Genomic DNA, 18,558 nt, shown 5'->3' on the forward strand with positions numbered 1-18,558 from the left:
CCTCACTTTTTGGCGAGCTGCTGCTTCACCAGATCGATCTTCTGGTCGGTCAGCGGGATCGGGATCGTGTAGCCGGCTTCGGTAAAGCCCTGTTTGGCGTTCTCGAAGAACGCGATCGCCTTGAGATATTCCGGCTTGCCGCCGCCATAGCTGGCGCGGTTCCAGTGGATGTCGCCAAGATTGTTCTGTTCGAAGGCCCACTGCATGGGCTGACTTTCCCTGGTGAACACTTTCAGCGTTGCCGTGAAGGCCGCCTCGGCCTCGTCGAGATATTTGCCGGTCCGTTCTATGTTGCCGAGGTTGAGCAGGCTCATGCCGATGCCGTTCTGCGCGTTCGCCCAGTCGACCGGCGAGGTCTCGATGGTCAGCACTTCGAGCGCCGCACGCCGCGCGGCGATCGAATCCCGCAAGGTCCTGGGGTCGGCATTGCTCATGCTCAACCAGTGCAGCGTCGAGCCGAGGCCGGCCTGGGTCAGCGCCCATTGCCGCGGGTTGGTTTCGCGCTTGTATTCACGCAAGGCGTTGCGGTAGGCATCGACCGCCTCGTCATAGTGTTCGGGCTTGTCCGTTACGCCTCCGAGAAGCTGCAGCGTGTTGCCGAGATTGTAGTAGCTCATCGCCCAATCAAGCGGGAATTTCCGCCTGACATAGACCTGGCGGGCCGCCTGGAATGCCGCAACCGACTGCTCCAGCCTGGCTGCGTCGCGGGTGCGCTGGCCAAGCGTCTGGTAGATCGAGCCGAGATTGTTCTGCGCCGACGCCCAGTCCATCGGGAAGCGCTGCCTGGTGAACACCGTCAGCGCATCGTCATAGGCTGCCGCCGCCTCTTCGAGTGTGTCGGTGCCCATGTCGAAACGGGCGACACCGCTCAGCGCATTGCCGAGGTTGAGCCGGCTGGTGGCCCAGGAGACGGGGAATGTGTCGCGGGTTCGCACTTCGAGCGCGGCGCGAAAGGCGTCGGCGGCGTCGTTGATCCTGGCCTTGTCGTTGAGCTGGATGCCGAGGGTCACAAGCGTGTTGCCGAGATTGTTCTCGACCATCGCCCATTCGACCGGCGTTTTCTGGCGCGTATATTCCTCGAGCGCCAGCCGGTAGGCCGCTTCCGCCTGGGCCAGATGCTCGCCGCCGGGTTCGCGTTCGGAGAGCGCATAGAGCGCGAGGCCAAGATTGTTCTGCGAGGACGCCCAGTCGAGGGGAACCTTGTCGCGCGGGCGCTTGTCGAGCGTGGCGCGCATCGCCGCCACCGCCTCGTTCAAGCGCTTCGGGTCGCTCTCGCGTTCGCCGATCTTCAACAACACATTGCCGAGATTGTTCTGGGCGGCGGCCCAGTTGAGGTCGTCCTTCACATGTTCGAACACGGCTAGCGAGTCGCGAAAGATCTGCGCGGCCTCTTCGAGACGCGCGGTCTCGGTCTCGCGCTCGCCGATGTTCTGCAGCACCACCGCCATGTTGTTGCGGGTGATGGCCCAATCGCGATTCTGTTCGCCATTGGGAATGAAGTTCAATATGGCGCGATAAGCTTCGATCGCGTGCCGCAGCGCATCCAGGTCGCCGGTGGCGTAGCCATAGGAATTAAGTGCTTCCGCCTCCTGGTTCTTGTAGTTCCAGCGCAGCTTGTCGTCCCATTTTTCAGCCAGCGAGAACGCTTTGGCATAGTCGTTGGCGGCGGACTTGTAGTCGAAGACCAGTGCCGAGGCGTCGGCCCGTTTGGCATAGATCGCGGCATCGGCGATGCGCTTCTGCTTGATCAATTCCTCAGCCTGGTCGACCGTGTCGTTGGTCGCTTCGACCCGCCCCACGGCATCATCGAGGAATTTTCGCGCCGTGGCGATCGCGCCCTGGCCGATGGCCTTGTCGGCGGAAGCGACCAGGCGCTTGATCTCCGGATCGTCCGTGCGCAGCGCCGCACGTTCAGACATCATCTTCTTCAGGCGCTCAGCCTGGGCGTCGAGCACCTTCTGCAGGTCGGCCGGATCTTCCGGGATTTTCTCCGTGCCGAGCGCCCTCAGCACGCCGTAAAGCGCGTCGAGCGGGACGCCTTCCTGCAGCGACGCCAGCTCCACCTGTGCCCGCTTGGGGTCGGGCAGGTCGGAGATGGTCAGCAGCAACTGCCGCCGTTCTCCGGTGATCAGCCTGTCGTCGCCGGTCGGTTCGGGCGGTGCGACACCGAAATAGAGCAGCCGGCGCAGGCTTTCGTTGACCCAGGGGCGCTGCTTCGCCTTGGTGTCGAGATAGACCTCTTCCGTCACCATGCGCATGACCGAGCCGAACTCGGTGCCTTTCATCGCCGCGAGATGGCGCAGCAGGGCCGCTGCATAGGGGCTGTTTTCGCCAGCGGCGCCATCGAGCGCCGGACGGCCGGGTTCCGCGGCGAAGCCGATCACCGTGCCGAGGCTCGCGTCGGCCGCCGGCGCATTGCCGAGGGCCTTGGCGCCGCGCACCGGCTCCAGTCCGCCGGCGCCGATAGGCTCGGCGGAGGCGGTCGGTGCGCGCCGCACCACGGCGTCTGATCGAAACGGATTTGTGCGGCAGGCGTCGAGCAGCATGATCGTCACCGGCACGGTCTTCTTCAGTTCGTCCATGACGGCGGAAATCGGCACCAGTGCCTGATCGGCATCCTTGAGCGACGAGACGTCGGCGTCGACAGGAACCAGATAATTCTCGCCACCGGCCTCGATGCCGTGACCGGAGTAATAGATGAGGGCGACGTCGGCGCCCTCGGCGTCCTCGACGAAGCGTTCGAGGTCGCGCTTCAGCTTGCTCGCATCGCGATCGGTGACGTTGCGGGCGTCGAAGCCGAGATCGGTCAACATCTTGGCCATGTCGCGGGCATCATTGGCCGGGTTGGGCAGGGTAGCGATGTGTTCGTATTTGGACTGGCCGACGACCAGCGCCACGCCCTTGAGGTCTTTTGCCTCCGCAGTCTGAAGCATCGACGCGGCACCGGAGACAAGCATGGCGACAAACAACGTCAGCCACGCACGCCGGAAAAGACGCAGTTTCGAGGTGTCGACAAAGGTCATCTGTCGTTCCGCCCTGATGATCCAAGCCCTCTATAACCCTGGCAGCCGACGATGATCAAATTCGGGCGCGATTGCGCCGCGGCGGTGGCTCGACTATCCCTGAAAAATGTCTCCACTCACCGAAACCGTCCTGTTCGTCTTCAGTCTTGTCGCGCTCGGCTATCTCGCTGGGTTCACAGGTTATTTGAGACCGGCGAGCGGCGAGGGGATATCCGATTTTGCCGTCAGCGTGGCCATGCCGCTGCTCCTGTTCCAGACCATGGTCAAGGCTGATTTCCATGGCGTCGCGCCATGGCCACTATGGGGCGCCTATTTCACGGCCGCGGCGATCACCTGGGCCGCGGGCCATCTCGTCACCACGCGGATATTCGGACGCGACGCGCGCGCCGGGGTCGTCGGCGGCGTATCGTCCGCCTACTCCAATGTCGTGCTGCTCGGCGCTCCCTTCATCCTTGGCATATTCGGTCCGAGCGGCTTCGAAGTGCTGTCGCTGCTCGTCTCGGTGCATCTGCCGATCATGATGATGGCTTCGATCGTGCTGTTCGAAATGTTCGGCCGAGGCGGCGGCGAACATGTGCATCCCTTGCGGGTCCTGCGCAGTTTCCTGAGGCGGCTGTTCATCAACCCGCTGATCATCGGCATTCTGCTGGGGCTGGCATGGCGCGTCAGCGGCGTGCCGCTGCCCGATCTCGTCATGCGGCTGGTCGATGCACTGGCCAACACAGCCGGGCCGGTGGCGCTGTTTGCCATGGGGCTCAGCCTGCGCCGCTTCGGCATATCAGGCAATGTCCGGCCAGCGCTGGCGCTTTCGGTGCTGAAGCTGTTCCTGATGCCGGCGCTGGTTCTTGCCTTCGTCTGGCTGCTCGGGCTGCCGCCGTTGACGGCCAAGGTGGCGGTCGTGGTGGCGGCGCTGCCGTCGGGCATCAATTCCTATCTCATCGCCGTCCAGTTCAACACCGGCCAGGCGCTGGCGTCGAACCAGATGACCATCGCCACTGCTTGCGCGGCCATTACTACCGCTTTCTGGCTGACGGTTGTCCTGCATGTTTTCGGGTGAGCCGGCGACAGCTGCGCCAACCCCCTCTCGCCTTGCGCTGGCCCAACCCCTATATGCCATCTTGCGATTGCTTGCGGGGCTTTCCCTAGGTTAAGAGCAATGGCTCCAGCGTGCGGCCCTGCCTGCGCTTTACCGAAGACATCCAGATAGCGGCCCGTGAGCGCCGAACGGAGGCTAAACCATGCTTCAGAAAACCAGCCATTTCATGCGCCAGGCCAATCTCATCAACGGCGAATGGGTGCAGGCCGACAGCGGCCAGACGGTCGATGTGAACAATCCGGCTACCGGCCTCAAGATCGGCACCGTGCCGAAGTCGGGCAAGGCCGAAACACGCCGCGCCATCGAGGCGGCTGACGCCGCCTTCAAGTCGTGGCGCAAGACCACCGCGCTCGAGCGCTCCAAGCTGCTGCGCAAACTGCATGACGCGATGATGGACAATCAGGACGTGCTGGCCGAACTGCTCACCATCGAGCAGGGCAAGTCGCTGTTCGAATCCAAGGGCGAGATCGGTTCGGCCGCCGCCTACATCCTGTGGTTCGCCGAGGAAGGCCGCCGCACCTATGGCGACGTTGTGCCCTCGCCATGGGCGGACCGCCGCATCCTGGTGACCAAGGAACCGGTCGGCGTCATTGCCGCCATCACGCCATGGAATTTCCCGTCCTCGATGCTGGCCCGCAAGCTTGGTCCCGCGCTTGCCGCAGGCTGCACCGCCGTCGTCAAGCCGGCCTCGCAGACGCCTTATTCCGGCTTGGCCTGGGGCGCGCTGGCCGAGGAAGTCGGCTTCCCCAAGGGCGTCGTCAACATCCTGACCGGTCCGGCGAGCGAGATCGGCGACGAGATCTGCGCCAATCCGCTGGTGTCGAAGATCACCTTCACCGGCTCGACGGAGGTCGGCAAGCTTCTCATCCAGAAGTCGTCGGTTACGGTCAAGAAGGTGTCGATGGAACTCGGCGGCAACGCGCCGTTCATCGTCTTCGACGACGCCGATATCGAGCGTGCCGTTGCTGGCGCGATCACCGCCAAATATCGCAATTCCGGCCAGACCTGCGTCTGCACCAACCGCTTCCTGGTCCAGGCTGGCGTCTACGACAAGTTCGTCGAAAAGCTCGCCGCGGCCAGCAACGGATTGAAGGTCGGCTCCGGCCTCGAAGAGGGCGTCCAGCAGGGGCCGCTGATCGACGAGAAGGCGGTCGAGAAGGTCGAGGAGCTGATCGCCGATGCCACCTCAAAGGGCGGCAAGGTCGTCGCCGGCGGTCATCGCCATGCACTGGGCGGTTCGTTCTTCCAGCCGACGGTCATCGCCAACGCGACGCCGAAAATGCGCTTCATGAAGGAAGAGATCTTTGGCCCGGTCGCACCCGTGTTCAAGTTCGAAACCGAGGAAGAAGCCATCGCGCTCGCCAACGACACCGAATTCGGCCTTGCCTGCTATTTCTACACCGGCGATCTCGGCCGCGCCTTCCGGGTCATGGAAGGCCTGAAATACGGCATGGTCGGCGTCAATGAAGGGCTGATCACTACACCTGAAGCACCTTTTGGCGGTGTCAAGGAATCGGGCCTCGGCAAGGAAGGTGGACATCAGGGCATCGAGGATTACCTCGATACCAAATATGTGTGCATCGGCGGCCTCGGCCTCTGATAGGCTAGTGCCTGGGGCAGGCTGGTAAACCTGCCCCAGGCTGAACAACCAGCCGAAGTCCTTTTGGATCCACTGGCATTTGCGGGCATGACGATGAAGGACGGCGAGGTTTTCGGCACGACACAGGCAGGCGAACCGATCCGCCGCTTTACGATCAGGGGCGGCGGCCTCACCGCCAACATCATCGGGCTTGGCGCCATCGTCCAGGACCTGCGTCTGACCGGGCACGACGCGCCGCTGGTCCTCGGCTACGACAATCTGGGGGCCTATGAGACCGACACTGGCTTCTTCGGGGCCGTGGTCGGGCGCTACGCCAACCGCATCGGCGACGGCCGCTTCACAATTGGCGGCAACCGATACCAGACCGAGCGCAACTTCCTCGACAAGCATACGCTGCACGGCGGCTCGCAAGGCTACTCCCATCGGCCATGGACGGTTTCGCTGCATGGCAGGGATTTTGTCACGCTGACGCTGCATGATCCCGACGGTACGATGGGCTTTCCCGGTGCACTCGACGTTACCTGCACCTACCGGCTGAAAATTCCCGGCACGCTGAGCGTCGAACTGACGGCGACCTGCGAGGAGCCGACGCCGTGCAATCTTACCCAGCATTCCTATTTCAACCTCGATGATGGCGGCACGGGCGATATTCTCGACCACAGGATGATGCTGAACGCCGGCGCCTATCTGCCTGTCGACGGCGACATGATCCCGACCGGCGTGGTGAAGCCGATCGACGGCACGCCTTTCGATTTTCGCCAAGCGCGGCCGCTGCGCATGGAGACGGAAGGCGAACAGCTGCCCTACGACCAGAATTTCTGCCTGGCGGCGGCGCGCGGGCCACTCAAGCAGGCAGCGTGGGTGCAAGGGGCGAATTCCGGCGTCGAGATGGAAGTCTGGACAACGGAGCCCGGTGTCCAGCTCTACACCGGGCAATATGTGACGCCACGCTCCGGCCTGGAAGGGCGGAATTACAAGGCCTTCAGCGGCTTCTGCCTGGAGCCGCAAATATGGCCCGACGCGCCGAACCGGCCCTATTTCCCGCAGGCGACGCTATGGCCTGGCGCTATCTATCACCACGTGACGGAATACCGCTTCCGGCAAGGTTAGCTTTTTCAGGGCTTGCCGAACGCCGCCCGCAGCGTCTCGAACGGCGCAAGCGCGCCGCGAACCTGCACGACGGCGGCGGCAACGCGATGGGCTCTGCGTGCGGCCTCCTGCGGGTTGTAGCCGGCAAGACGAGCGGCGAGATAGCCGCCATTGAAGGAATCGCCGGCCCCGGTGGTGTCGGCGGGGACTGCGACATGGATCGCGGGCACGTCCTGCAATGAGCCGTTTTCGGCAATCAGTGCCGGTTGCTCGCCGTTCTTGACGACAACTTCGCCAACCCATTGCCTGAGCCGCTCGGCGGTCGCCCGCGGGGTGTCATCGCCGAACAGCATCTGCTCGTCCGGGAAGGTCGGCAGCGCGATGTCGGTGACGGCAAGCGCTTCGATGATCGCTGCCTGCGCGTCGTCGCGGCCGCGCCACAGTCGTGGCCGGTAGTTGGGATCGAAGGCGATCGTCGAGCCCGCCGCGCGCGCCTTGGCCACGGCCGCCAGCAGCATCTTGCGCGAGGCATCGTCGAGAATTGCCAAAGTGATTCCGGAAAAGTACACAAGTGACTGATTTTCCAAATTTTTCGACAGTGCCGCCGGGTCCGACGCAAGCTGCCGCGGGGCGGCGTCGCCACGCCAGTAGGTGAAGGAGCGCTCGGCACCGGTCAGCGTGATCGCATAGAGGCCGGGGCGCGCACCCGGTATGACCGGACTGGAGCCGATGCCGATGCCGTTTTCAGCGAAGAAAGCGATCTGGCCTTGGGAGAAGGGGTCGTCGCCGAAGGCCGAGACATAGGTTGCAGGCCGGTCAGCGCTCAGCGCATGCAGCGCCCACAGCGTGTTGAACGTGTCGCCGGCAAAGCCCATGCGCCAGTTCGGGCCGGTCTGGCCCGACAGTTCCAGCATGCATTCGCCAATCGAGGCGACGCCGTTTCCCACCATCTGCGATCCTCCAGTGATTTGCGTGCTGTAGCTTTTTGCCGGACGCAGCGCCATGCTTGGCAAGCAGGCTTTTTTCCGCCACAGCGTTTTCCCACAGGCTGGCGGGATGCGATCCGTCCGGCAGAACGTTATCCGCAGAAGAGGAACCGGTTTGGCATCGTTATGGCGTTATCTCCTGGCAGGTCTTGGTCTGGCTGCTTTGCTGGTCGGCGTTCTCGCGGTCGTCTATCTGACCGTGCCGCATTCGGCACAGCCTGTCGGCCCGGATGTCGCGCGGACGAAGAAAACCGACAACGGATTGTATGTAGCGAGTTTCGTGCCGGAACGCGGCGTGGTGCGGCAGGGCGAACTGGAATCCTGGGTGCTGACGCTGAAGACAAAGACAGGGGCTTCGGTGGAGCGCGCCGCGATCGCCGTCTCCGGCGGCATGCCGCAGCACAATCACGGTCTGCCGACCAGTCCGCAGGCGACCGACTATCTCGGCGAGGGCCGCTACCGCATCGAGGGGCTCAAATTCACCATGAGCGGCTGGTGGCAGCTGCGTTTCGCCATATCGTCCGGCGCGGGCTCCGACACTGTGCTGTTCAACGTGGTGCTGTGAGCGGTCGATGAGGCGCCTTTTCTGCTTTTTGGTACTGACGGTGGCCGTGCTCCTTGGCGGTTGCGGTAAGCCGGATTTTTCCGATGCCGAGAAGAAGACGATTGCATCGCTCGCGCTGAATACGCTGCCGGCGCTGAAGCCTGACACCACCAACCGCTTCGCCGATGTGCCGGCCGCCGCGGCGCTCGGCTCGACGCTGTTCTTCGATGTCGGGATGAGCCGCGACGGCACGGTGTCCTGCTCGACCTGCCACAAGATCGACCGCCAATTCCAGGACGACCTGCCGCAGGCGGTGGGTGTCGGCCGGACCAACCGGCGCACCATGCCGCTGGCGGGTGTGGCGCGCGACCCCTGGTTCTTCTGGGACGGACGTCGCGACAGCATGTGGGCGCAGGCGCTGACACCGCTCGAAAACCCGTTGGAACAGGCGGGAAACCGGACCGCCTACGCGCATTACATGAAGGCGCGCTTCGGCGAACGCTATGAGCGCATCTTCGGGCCATTGCCGGACTTTTCCGGCATTCCGCTCAATGCCAGCCCGCTCGGAAGCGATACCGAAAAAGCTGCCTGGAACGCGATGAGCGGCGCGCAGCGTGACGCCATCAACAGCGTCTATGCCAATATTGGCAAGGCGATTGCCGCTTTCGAGCGCTCGATCGAGCCGGCGCCGACGCGATTCGACCGCTTTGCGCTGGACCTCGCTACAGGCGCCGAGCCGAAAGGCGATGCGGCCTTTTCGCGGGAAGAAATCCTTGGGCTGAAACTGTTCATCGGCAAGGCCAATTGCGTGACCTGCCACAATGGCCCGCGTTTCACCGACAACGGTTTTCACAATACGGGTGTGCCGCCTGTCGCCGGCTTGCCGGCGGATCGCGGGCGCGTCGACGCGGTAGCGCAGGTCGAAGCCGACCCCTTTAACTGCTTCGGCGCTTATCGCGATGGCGAGGCCAGTGCCTGCGGCGAGCTGCGCTTCATGGTCAAGGATGCGCCGGAACTGGTGCGCGCCTACAAGACGCCGTCGCTACGCGGTGCGGCGACACGGCCGCCCTACATGCATGCCGGGCAGTTTTCATCGCTCGACGAGGTGGTGGCTCACTATGCCAAGGCTGCACCAAGCGTCGAAGGGGTATCCGAAGTCCACCCGCTGGAGTTGTCGGACCGCGAGCGCGCCGCACTGGTGGCGTTCCTGAAGACGCTGTCGGAATAGCCCTTTCTGTTTGACCGAAACCGCCTTCCACTTTTCGGGATCATGGTCATCGATCCTTCACCGTCTCCATCGCCACGAAGGTCGAAGTCTGGGCGACGTGGGGCAAGGCCGAGATGCGCTCGCCGAGCACGCGCCGATAAGCGGCGATGTCGCGGGTGCGGACCTTCAGGAGATAATCGAAGCTCGACGCCATCATGTGGCACTGCTCGATCTCCGGCACGGCCTGTACGGACCGGTTGAAGGCATCGAGCGCCGCGGATCGGGTGTCCGACAATTTCACCTGGACGAAGGCGACATGGCCTTCACCCATGCGCTCACGATCGATGATCGCCTGGTAGCCCCTGATGTAGCCATCCTTCTCCAGCCGCTTCACCCGCGCCTGCACCGGTGTCTTCGACAGGCCGACCTTGGCCGCCAATTCCGACATGGAAAGCCGGCCGTTGCCGGCCAGCGCCGACAAGATGTTCCGGTCGATGCGGTCCAATTGGTCTTCTGCCATCGAAATTGCAGCCTAAATGAGCAATTTTCGGCGGCATGATAGGTCAATTGCGCTGCCTTGTCGATTTTTTCAGACCGCCTGAGATCCGGTACTTGTGCTAGCTTGCACCATTCGGTCCGGTGGCCGCCGGTCCGCTCCCTTGTGCTTGCTCATAGGACCGCCATGCCGCTCGACGCCATCCGCCAGCAGATCCGCGCCAACTATTTGCCCGACGAAGACGAGGCCGTAAGACGATTGGCCGAGGCGACCGGGCTTTCTGCTGGAGACCGCAAGGCAATCTCGGCCCGCGCGGCCGATCTGGTGCGGGCGGTGCGGGGCTCCACCGATCCCCGGCTGATGGAAGTCTTCCTCTCCGCCTACGGTCTCTCCACCAAGGAAGGCGTGGCGCTGATGTGCCTGGCCGAGGCGCTGTTGCGCGTGCCCGACACCGAGACGATGGACGACCTCATCGCCGACAAGATCGCGCCGCATGACTGGTCGGCGCATTCGGGTGGTTCGAGCTCGATCTTCGTCAACGCTTCGACCTGGGCGCTGATGCTGACCGGACGCGTGCTCGACGAAGGCGAGGGCGGCATCGAAGGCACGCTACGCTCGATGGTGCGGCGGCTGGGCGAGCCGGTCATCCGCAAGGCGGTGGCCGCGGCCATGCGCGAGATGGGCGAACAGTTCGTGCTTGGCCGCACCATCGCCGAGGCCGTCAAGCGCGGCCGGCCGATGACGCAGAAGGGTTATCTCTATTCCTTCGACATGCTGGGCGAGGCCGCCCGCACCGAGGCGGACGCGCTGCGCTATCACAGGGCCTATGCCGACGCCATTTCCTCGCTCGATGCCGGCTCCAACGGTCCCGATATCCGCTTCAACCATGGAATCTCGGTCAAGCTCTCGGCGTTGCATCCGCGCTACGAGGTGGCGCAGAAGGAGGAAATGCTGCCTGTGATGGCCGAGCGGCTGTTGTCGCTGGCACTCGCGGCCAGGCATTCGCGCATGGGTCTCAACATCGACGCCGAGGAGGCCGACCGGCTCGACCTGTCGCTCGACGTGATCGAACGGGTGCTGGCCGAGCCGGAACTCGCCGGCTGGAACGGCTTCGGTGTCGTCGTCCAGGCCTATGGGCCGCGGGCGGCCTTTACCATCGACTGGCTCTATGCGCTGGCGAAAAAGTACAATCGCAACATCATGGTTCGGCTGGTCAAGGGCGCCTATTGGGACACCGAGATCAAGCGGGCGCAGACGCTCGGACTGTCAGGTTATCCCGTGTTCACGCGCAAGGCCAACACCGACGTTTCCTACATCGCGTGCGCGAGAAAACTGCTTGGCATGACCGACCGAATCTATCCGCAATTCGCCACCCACAATGCCCACACCGTCGCCGCCATCCTGTCGATGGCTGATAACCGCGACACCTTCGAATTCCAGCGCCTGCATGGCATGGGCGAGGCCTTGCACGAAACCGTGCGCCGTTCGGAGGGCACGCGTTGCCGCATTTACGCTCCCGTCGGCGCGCATTCGGACCTGCTTGCCTATCTGGTCCGTCGCCTGCTGGAGAACGGCGCCAATTCCTCCTTCGTGCATCAATTGACCGACGAGGACGTCGAGCCGGAGGACATCGCGCGTGATCCGCTGGAAACAGTCGAAAGCCAGGGGCCGGCCGCCAATCCGGCGATCGCCAAGCCATCCCAGATCTTTGGGATCGGGCGCCGCAACTCGAAAGGATTCGACATTACGGATACGGTGACGCTGGCTGATATCGACAAGGCCAAAGCGGCTTTTGCCGGGCCGGATCGCTGGCACGCCAAGCCGATCACGCGCGCCGCCGGCTACGGCAAGCAGCGCTCGATCGTCAATCCGGCAAAGCCTTCCGAGATCGTCGGCACGGTTCACGAGGCCGCCGCCAAGCAGGTCGCGACCGCGGTGCGCATCGCTGTCGAGGCGCAGCCGGCCTGGGCAAAACGGCCGGTCGCCGAGCGTGCCGCGATCCTCAACCGGGCCGCCGACCTCTACGAGACCAATGCGGTCGAGTTCTTCGCGCTCGCCACCCGCGAGGCCGGCAAGTCGCTGGCCGACGGCGTCGCCGAAGTGCGCGAGGCCGTCGACTTCTTGCGCTACTACGCCACCGAGGCGGCGAACGCCGAGGCGGGCACGCAAGCGCGCGGCGCCATTGTCTGCATCTCGCCTTGGAATTTCCCGCTCGCCATCTTCACCGGCCAGATCGCGGCAGCACTCGTCACCGGCAATTCGGTGATCTCCAAGCCGGCCGAGCAGACGCCGCTGATCGCATTCCGCGCCGTCGAGATGCTGCGCGAGGCTGGCGTGCCGGAAGACGTCATCCAACTCCTGCCCGGCGACGGCCCATCGGTGGGCGGCCCGCTGACAGCGGATCCGCGCATTGCCGGCGTCTGCTTCACCGGCTCAACCGAGGTCGCCAAGCTGATCGAAAAACAGCTGGCCGAGACCGCCGCGCCGGACGCGATGCTGATCGCCGAGACCGGCGGTCTCAACGCCATGATCGTCGATTCCACGGCGCTGCCCGAACAGGCGGTGCGCGATATCCTGGCGTCGGCCTTCCAGAGTGCGGGCCAGCGCTGCTCGGCGCTGCGCGTGCTCTATGTGCAGAAGGACGTCGAGAAGAAGATGCTGGAGATGCTGAAGGGCGCCATGGAGGCGCTCAATATCGGCGATCCCTGGCTGATTTCGACCGATGTCGGCCCGGTCATCGATGATGAGGCGCAGGCTTCGATCCGCGACTATTGCACCAAGAAGGGTCTTGAGGGCCGGCTGATCGCCAAGCTCGAGGCCCCAAGGATGGACGCTTCGTCGCGCCGCATGTCTTGCGGGTCAAGGGCATCGAGGACATGGAGCGCGAGGTGTTCGGGCCTGTGCTGCATGTCGCCAGTTTCGACGCTGACCAGATCGACGCAGTCATCGCCGCCATCAACCGCAAGGGCTATGGCCTGACCTTCGGCCTGCACACTCGCATCGAGGGCCGCGTCCAGCATTTCGTCGACGGCATCCATGCCGGCAACATCTACGTCAACCGCAACCAGATCGGCGCCGTCGTCGGTTCGCAGCCGTTCGGCGGCGAGGGCCTCTCCGGCACCGGGCCGAAGGCCGGCGGCCCGCATTATCTCAGGCGCTTCCGCAAGGGGCCGGAGGCTGGCACGCACTTGGCCGACGGGCACAAGGTGACGGCCACCGAACTGGCCGACAATCTGCCCGATCCGGCGCTGGGCGGCTGGTCGACGCGGCCGGACCGGATCGCCATCCTGAGGAAGCATCTGCGCGGCAAGGGAGCGGCGGCGATCGGCGCCGCCGCTGCAATCGATTTCGGTCAGGTCGATTTACCCGGCCCGACCGGCGAGGCCAACACGCTGTCACTGTCGCCGCGCGGACGGGTGCTGTGCCTGGGGCCGGACGCCGACACGCTGCTGGCGCAGACCGTCCAAGCGCTCGCCGCCGGCAACGCGGTGCTGGCCGTGGCGCCAGGTGCCCCGGCTGCCCTCTCCGCATTGACCGGGAAAGGCCTGCCGCTGGCGGCCATCGATGGCCGCCCCGATCCGGTCGAGGCGCGCTCGCTGCGCGTCGATGTCGTTGCTTTTTCAGGCACGCCGGAGGCGGCGCGCATCGTGCGCAAGGTCATCGCCGAGCGCAACGGGCCGATCGTGCCGCTGGTCAGCGAGGTGCTCAATCCGGCGGCTTATGCGCATGAGCGGGCCGTCTGCGTCGACACCACGGCGGCGGGCGGCAATGCCAGCCTGTTGGCCGCCGCATAGACTAGTCGGTACTTAGGCGCCCTCGACGACGTAAAAACCCTCGAATTGCGGGTGGCCGAGATAATGGACCTTTGTCGTGCCGACATTGCGGTGGGCGGCGCGAAAATTCTCCGACTTGGTCCAGGCGACGAAGTCGGCGTGGCTGGCCCAGACCGTATGCGAGGCAAACAGCGTGTAGCCTTCGGTCTCGTTGGCCGGGCCGCGCAGCAGATGGAATTCCCGAAAGCCTTTCATCTCGGCAAGGGCTGGAATCGCGGTTCTTCCACACGGCTTCGAAATCGGCCTCGGAGCCGGTCTGCACCTTGAAGCGGTTCATGGCGATGTACATGGGGTCCCTTTCGTGCGGTTGTTGATGATTGGCGCCGCAACGTTTGTGCTGCTCACATTTTAGAACGGGCCGATTCCGACCTCGGCCGGCACGATGGCCAACTCGTCGCCGGCGTTGGGGAGGGGACAGATTTCCTGCATGTCGCGCGGCGGAAAATGCAGCGGCCCAGGCGTCATTGTCAAATCAAGATGGACTGGCTCAAACAGCGGAAGGCCGGCCAGCGGCCGGGCCACCATATGTCGCGCCAAGTCGGGTTCCAGCCCCACCGCCGCCCTCAGACGCCGAAAGTGATGCCGGTCTTGGTGTCCGTCTTCAGCTTGCGCATGCAGGCGGCCGGCTCGACGCCCGTGCCGGCGCATTCCGTGGCGCTGTTGATCAGCACGCGGCTGACCTTGGTGCAGTCAGTGCCGGCCAGGTCAAAGCGCGTCACCTTGGTCTTGCCGGCCGGCAGGTCCTTGAAGTCGAGCACGGTCAGCCGGTCGACGATACCGGCCTCGTTGAACAGGGCGATCTCGAACGCCGCCTTGGTAAGATCGGCGCCGAGATTGTTGCTGACCAAGAAGGTCAGGCGGCAGCCCTTGTCGGAAGGCTGCGCGGCATTGAGTTCGAGGGTCAAGACCGGCGCGGACTGCTCAGCCCACGCCGGAACCATCGCAAGCGACATCGCCAGCGTCGAGGTCAGCAGACGAAGGGATGTCGTCAAGCACGTCATGGTCAGCCTCCAAATCGTATGGTTGCCGCCAGTTTCAGCGTGATGCCGGGCTCATAGGCAGCGGCGGTCGTACCGCCATTCAGCGGGTTGGCGTATTTGACGTCGAACAGGTTGTCGGCGCGGAAATCGACCTTCAGATTGTCGGTCGCCTGATAGCTGGCAAAGGCGTTGACCAGCGTATAGTCGGTGGCCACCGCATTGCCCTTGGGCTTGCCGTTGAACTGCACTTCGCCGCCGACGGTCAGCTTGTCCTCGAGGAAACGCAAACCGAGCTGAGCGGTGACCTGAGAGGAGGGAATGGTGGCGAGGTCGGCCTCCACGCCCTTGTAGGAAACTGTGTGGCCATTTGTGATCGAAGCCGAGAGGCCGGCATAGCCCCACGCCGCGTCGTAGACACCTTCCAGCTCGAAACCGTTGATCCTGGCCTTGGCGAAATTCTGATACTGGAAGCAGATCGGGATGCCGGGGCCGAAGGGGCATTCGCTGCCTGGGGCGAACGGCGACAGCGTCACGCCGTCGATGTAGTCGTCGACATCGTTGTTGAAATAGGCTGCCTTCAGGCGCAAGGCGTCGCCAGCCTCGAAGATGTCGTTCTGCTTGTAGTTGACGCCGAATTCGGTCGTCTTGCCGGTTTCAGGCCGCAGATTTGGATTTGGCAGGAACGGGAAGCTGACGCCTGCCGGATGGTTGCCGCTGATCAGAGTCTCCGTGATCGAGGGCGAGCGATAGCCTTCCGCATAGGTGCCGTAGAATTGCAGGCCGGCAAGGCCGGCGCTCTCGAAAGGCGAGACACCGACCGTGACGCGCGGCGATAGCCTGTCGCCGGAAATATCGTGCGTGTCGTCCTTTAGGCTGTAGCTGTCGTAGCGTAGGCCGGCGATGACTTCGAGCCAGTCCCAGGCGAGCTTGTCCTGGACGTAGGCGCCCGACACATTCCGCTTGCCCGAAGGGGTGTAGAAACTGTCGCCGCCGGCCGCGCCGCCCGTCTTGACGTTGTCGCCGACCCAGTCGCCGACATAGGTCAGTTCATGCGCGATGCCGCTCGTTTCGAACCGCGACGTGTTCCAGATATCGATGCCGGTCGTGCCGACATCGAATGTCGACTGTGACCCTGCCGGCAGCACCACGGGAAGACCGCTGACCGGATCGAAGCGGTTCTGCGGGACAAGACTGGTCAGGTCGAGATTGGTCTTGTTGTAGGAGGTGTTGATGTGGAGATCGAGCCAGCTCTTGTCTTCGTCCGTGATGTTGTAGCGGGCCGTGAACGTGTTCGACTTCAGGTCGACGTCATTCACAGGCACGCCGCCGCTGGTCTCGTCCCAGCCGTCGCTCGATCCGACCCAGCCAAGCTTCAGCTGACTGTTTTCGGTCGGCCGGATGGTGGTCTTGAGCAGGCCGCTCAGCACGTCGAAACCAGTGCCATTGACGGTGTCGCCGTCGCCGTCCTTGTAGTTGTCGTGGTCGCGGTAGACGATGTTGCCCAGCACATCCCAGTTCTCGTTGATGCGATAAGCGCCGGATGCGCTTGATGTCCAGCCCTTGCCTTTGCTCTCGTAGCGTCCGGTGACGGAACCGGCCCAGGTCTCGTCAGGCTTGAGGAAATCCCGGGCATCCTTGGTGTCGAAGAAGACGACGCCGCCAATGGCGCCCGAACCATAGGTGTTGGCGACCGGGCCGCGGATCACGTCGACGGATTTGACGAGCTCGGGATCGATGTAGAAGGTCGACTGCGTGCCGTGGTCGGAGCGCTGGAAATTCTGGCGCGCGCCATCGACGATGACGGCGACGCGGCCGAAATCCTGCAGGCCTCGGATGTTGATGCTGGTGCTGACGCGCCTGGCGTCTGCCTGTGCGGCGACGCCGGGCACACCAAAAAGCATCTCGTTTGGCGTCGTCGCCATGCGGCGGTCGAGCTGTTCCTGGTCGACATGGCTGGCCGAGGCCAGCGATTCGATCGCCGTTTCGCCGGTGCGGCTGAGCACCAGGATCTTGTCGAGCAGCGTCGCGCCCGCGGGAGCTGCTTTTTCCTGGTCAGTCCTCTTAGATTGATCCGGTTGCTCGCCCGCCGGCCGCGTTGCCTGCTGGGCGTGCACCGATAGCGCGGACAAGGCGATCGCCGCCACGCCTGCGAGTAAAGCCGCCGCGCCGTTCGCCGTCGCCCGGCCACGCCGTTCCCAATTCATCGACCCCATGCCCCAACTCCAAATCCCAGGTTCCATGCTGGCTGGCCTGGGGCTTGCTGGCATTTTTGATCGTATCCGGCATCTTAAATGTTGACTCATTTAGTCCGGTATTGCACTGACTAGTAAACATGATTATTCGAGTCAAGAAAAATCGGCAATTTCGCAACGCCTAGCCGGATGCCCGGCACAGGAAAGGGATCGACCCAGATGAACACGCACAATGCCAACGATTTTCGCTATCGCGTCCGCCGTTCCGACGATGTCTCCGCCCGTTTCGATCGGATTCCGCTGGCGGTGCGAACGCTGTCCAGCAACACGCTGTTCCAGGGCGAGCACGAGATCGGCATCGAACATCATGGGGCGCTCTACCGGCTGAAGATCACCCGCCAGGGCAAGCTCATTCTCAACAAGTAAGGCAAGGCATCAGGGGTAAAGACATGGACCAGCGCGTAAAACCCGCTCCGCATGAAATCCGGCGGGCACGGACCGAGAATCCGAAGGCGCGCGAGCGTGATCTGGCCGGCCAGCTCGGCATTTCGGAGGCCGAGCTGGTGGCCGCGCATTGCGGCGACGGCGTCATTCGCATCGAGCCACGCGTCAATGACCTTCTGACCGGTCTTGAGGCCGTTGGAGAGGTGATGGCGCTGACCCGCAACGAAAGCGCCGTGCACGAAAAGATCGGCGTTTACGACAAGGTCGTCACCGGCAATCACAATGCGATGGTGCTTGGCGAGAACATAGACCTGCGCATCTTCCCGAAAGTCTGGGCGCATGGCTTCGCCGTGGAAAAGCGGGACGGCGACGACATCCGCCGCAGCCTGCAATTCTTCGATGCTGCCGGCGAGGCGGTGCACAAGGTGCATCTGCGCCCCGCCTCCAGCCTCTATGCCTACCAGAAGCTGGTCGCCTCACTGGAATCACCGAACCAGGAGCCGACGATCGAGATTTCAGGCCCCGTTCTCGACGAGGAAAACGAGGCCGGGACATCGACCGCGAGCCTTGACGATCTGCGCGACCGCTGGAGCCGGCTGACGGACGTGCACCAGTTCTTCGGCATGCTGAAGACGTTGAAGCTCAGCCGCCGCCAGGCGGTGCGCATGGTCGGCCAGGATTACGCCTGGGTGCTCGACAATGACGCGGTGCGCGCCATGTTCCATCACGCCGCCGAAAGCGAGATGCCGATCATGTGCTTCGTGGGCAACCGCGGCTGCATCCAGATCCATTCCGGCCCGGTCAAGTCGATCAAACCAATGGGACCGTGGATCAACGTGCTGGACGAGACCTTTCATCTGCATCTGCGAACCGACCACATCCATGAGGTCTGGGCGGTACGCAAGCCGACCAGGGACGGCCACGTCACCTCGCTCGAGGTCTACGCCGCCAATGGCGACATGATCATCCAGTTCTTCGGCAAGCGCCACGAAGGCGAAAGCGAACGCGACGACTGGCGCTTCCTGGCCGAGCACCTGCCGCGCATTCCAAGCCCGACGGCAGCCTGAG

At 63.7% G+C, this 18,558-nt stretch carries 13 protein-coding genes and 2 pseudogenes; 8 read left to right on the top strand and 7 right to left on the bottom strand.

All coding sequences use genetic code 11. The annotated features are described in order from the left end of the window. Positions 1–2 precede the first annotated feature (2 nt). Entirely contained in the window at positions 3–3,023 is a 3,021-nt protein-coding gene (locus EJ077_RS12650; RefSeq protein ID WP_208702384.1) for a caspase family protein, read from the bottom strand. A 106-nt stretch (positions 3,024–3,129) separates the two neighbouring features. On the opposite strand from EJ077_RS12650, the gene EJ077_RS12655 reads away from it, so the two are divergent. The 3 genes from EJ077_RS12655 (at position 3,130) to EJ077_RS12665 (ending at position 6,829) form a co-directional block, all read left to right on the top strand. Continuing rightward, on the top strand, positions 3,130–4,080 hold the full coding sequence (locus EJ077_RS12655) for an AEC family transporter (RefSeq protein WP_208702386.1): 951 nt from the start codon (positions 3,130–3,132) through the stop codon (positions 4,078–4,080). Between the two features lie 181 nt (positions 4,081–4,261). Next, positions 4,262–5,719: an NAD-dependent succinate-semialdehyde dehydrogenase gene (locus EJ077_RS12660; RefSeq protein ID WP_208702388.1), complete on the top strand. Its 1,458-nt coding sequence runs from the start codon at positions 4,262–4,264 to the stop codon at positions 5,717–5,719. Between the two features lie 87 nt (positions 5,720–5,806). Further along, positions 5,807–6,829: an aldose epimerase family protein gene (locus EJ077_RS12665; protein ID WP_208702390.1), complete on the top strand. Its 1,023-nt coding sequence runs from the start codon at positions 5,807–5,809 to the stop codon at positions 6,827–6,829. A gap of 5 nt (positions 6,830–6,834) precedes the next feature. Here the strand turns inward: EJ077_RS12665 and EJ077_RS12670 are convergent, their stop codons facing one another. Further along, positions 6,835–7,758, bottom strand: coding sequence for a sugar kinase (locus EJ077_RS12670; RefSeq protein WP_208702392.1), 924 nt, complete (start codon positions 7,756–7,758; stop codon positions 6,835–6,837). A gap of 151 nt (positions 7,759–7,909) precedes the next feature. Between EJ077_RS12670 and EJ077_RS12675 the strand changes: the two genes are divergently transcribed. Together EJ077_RS12675 and EJ077_RS12680 are read left to right on the top strand one after the other, a co-directional pair. Beyond that, positions 7,910–8,359, top strand: a complete 450-nt coding sequence (locus tag EJ077_RS12675) for a FixH family protein (RefSeq protein ID WP_208702394.1) — start codon at positions 7,910–7,912, stop codon at positions 8,357–8,359. 7 nt (positions 8,360–8,366) lie between these two features. Then, entirely contained in the window at positions 8,367–9,566 is a 1,200-nt protein-coding gene (locus EJ077_RS12680) for a cytochrome-c peroxidase (protein ID WP_208702396.1), read from the top strand. A gap of 46 nt (positions 9,567–9,612) precedes the next feature. On the opposite strand, the gene EJ077_RS12685 is transcribed toward EJ077_RS12680, so the two are convergent. After that, on the bottom strand, positions 9,613–10,065 hold the full coding sequence (locus EJ077_RS12685; protein WP_208702398.1) for an Lrp/AsnC family transcriptional regulator: 453 nt from the start codon (positions 10,063–10,065) through the stop codon (positions 9,613–9,615). A 162-nt stretch (positions 10,066–10,227) separates the two neighbouring features. Between EJ077_RS12685 and putA the strand changes: the two are divergent. Continuing rightward, positions 10,228–13,835 (top strand): annotated as a pseudogene (gene putA / locus EJ077_RS12690) (bifunctional proline dehydrogenase/L-glutamate gamma-semialdehyde dehydrogenase PutA). A 12-nt stretch (positions 13,836–13,847) separates the two neighbouring features. On the opposite strand, the pseudogene EJ077_RS12695 reads toward putA, so the two are convergent. The 4 genes and pseudogenes from EJ077_RS12695 to EJ077_RS12710 all read right to left on the bottom strand — a co-directional run bounded on the left by EJ077_RS12695 (position 13,848) and on the right by EJ077_RS12710 (position 17,067). Continuing rightward, a pseudogene (locus EJ077_RS12695) lies at positions 13,848–14,163 on the bottom strand (antibiotic biosynthesis monooxygenase). Between the two features lie 59 nt (positions 14,164–14,222). Continuing rightward, a complete protein-coding gene (locus EJ077_RS12700; protein ID WP_208702401.1) occupies positions 14,223–14,399 on the bottom strand; it encodes a hypothetical protein in 177 nt (58 codons plus the stop codon). Positions 14,400–14,437: 38 nt separating this feature from the next. After that, positions 14,438–14,875: a hypothetical protein gene (locus EJ077_RS12705; RefSeq protein WP_208702403.1), complete on the bottom strand. Its 438-nt coding sequence runs from the start codon at positions 14,873–14,875 to the stop codon at positions 14,438–14,440. 2 nt (positions 14,876–14,877) lie between these two features. Then, a complete protein-coding gene (locus tag EJ077_RS12710) occupies positions 14,878–17,067 on the bottom strand; it encodes a TonB-dependent hemoglobin/transferrin/lactoferrin family receptor (RefSeq protein ID WP_208702405.1) in 2,190 nt (729 codons plus the stop codon). 198 nt (positions 17,068–17,265) lie between these two features. On the opposite strand from EJ077_RS12710, the gene hemP reads away from it, so the two are divergent. Next, entirely contained in the window at positions 17,266–17,472 is a 207-nt protein-coding gene (gene hemP, locus EJ077_RS12715; RefSeq protein ID WP_208702407.1) for a hemin uptake protein HemP, read from the top strand. A 23-nt stretch (positions 17,473–17,495) separates the two neighbouring features. Then, entirely contained in the window at positions 17,496–18,557 is a 1,062-nt protein-coding gene (locus EJ077_RS12720) for a hemin-degrading factor (RefSeq protein WP_208702409.1), read from the top strand. The last annotated feature ends 1 nt before the right edge of the window (position 18,558 follow it).

It is taken from the genome of Mesorhizobium sp. M8A.F.Ca.ET.057.01.1.1, assembly GCF_003952565.1.
Taxonomy (GTDB): Bacteria; Pseudomonadota; Alphaproteobacteria; order Rhizobiales; family Rhizobiaceae; genus Mesorhizobium.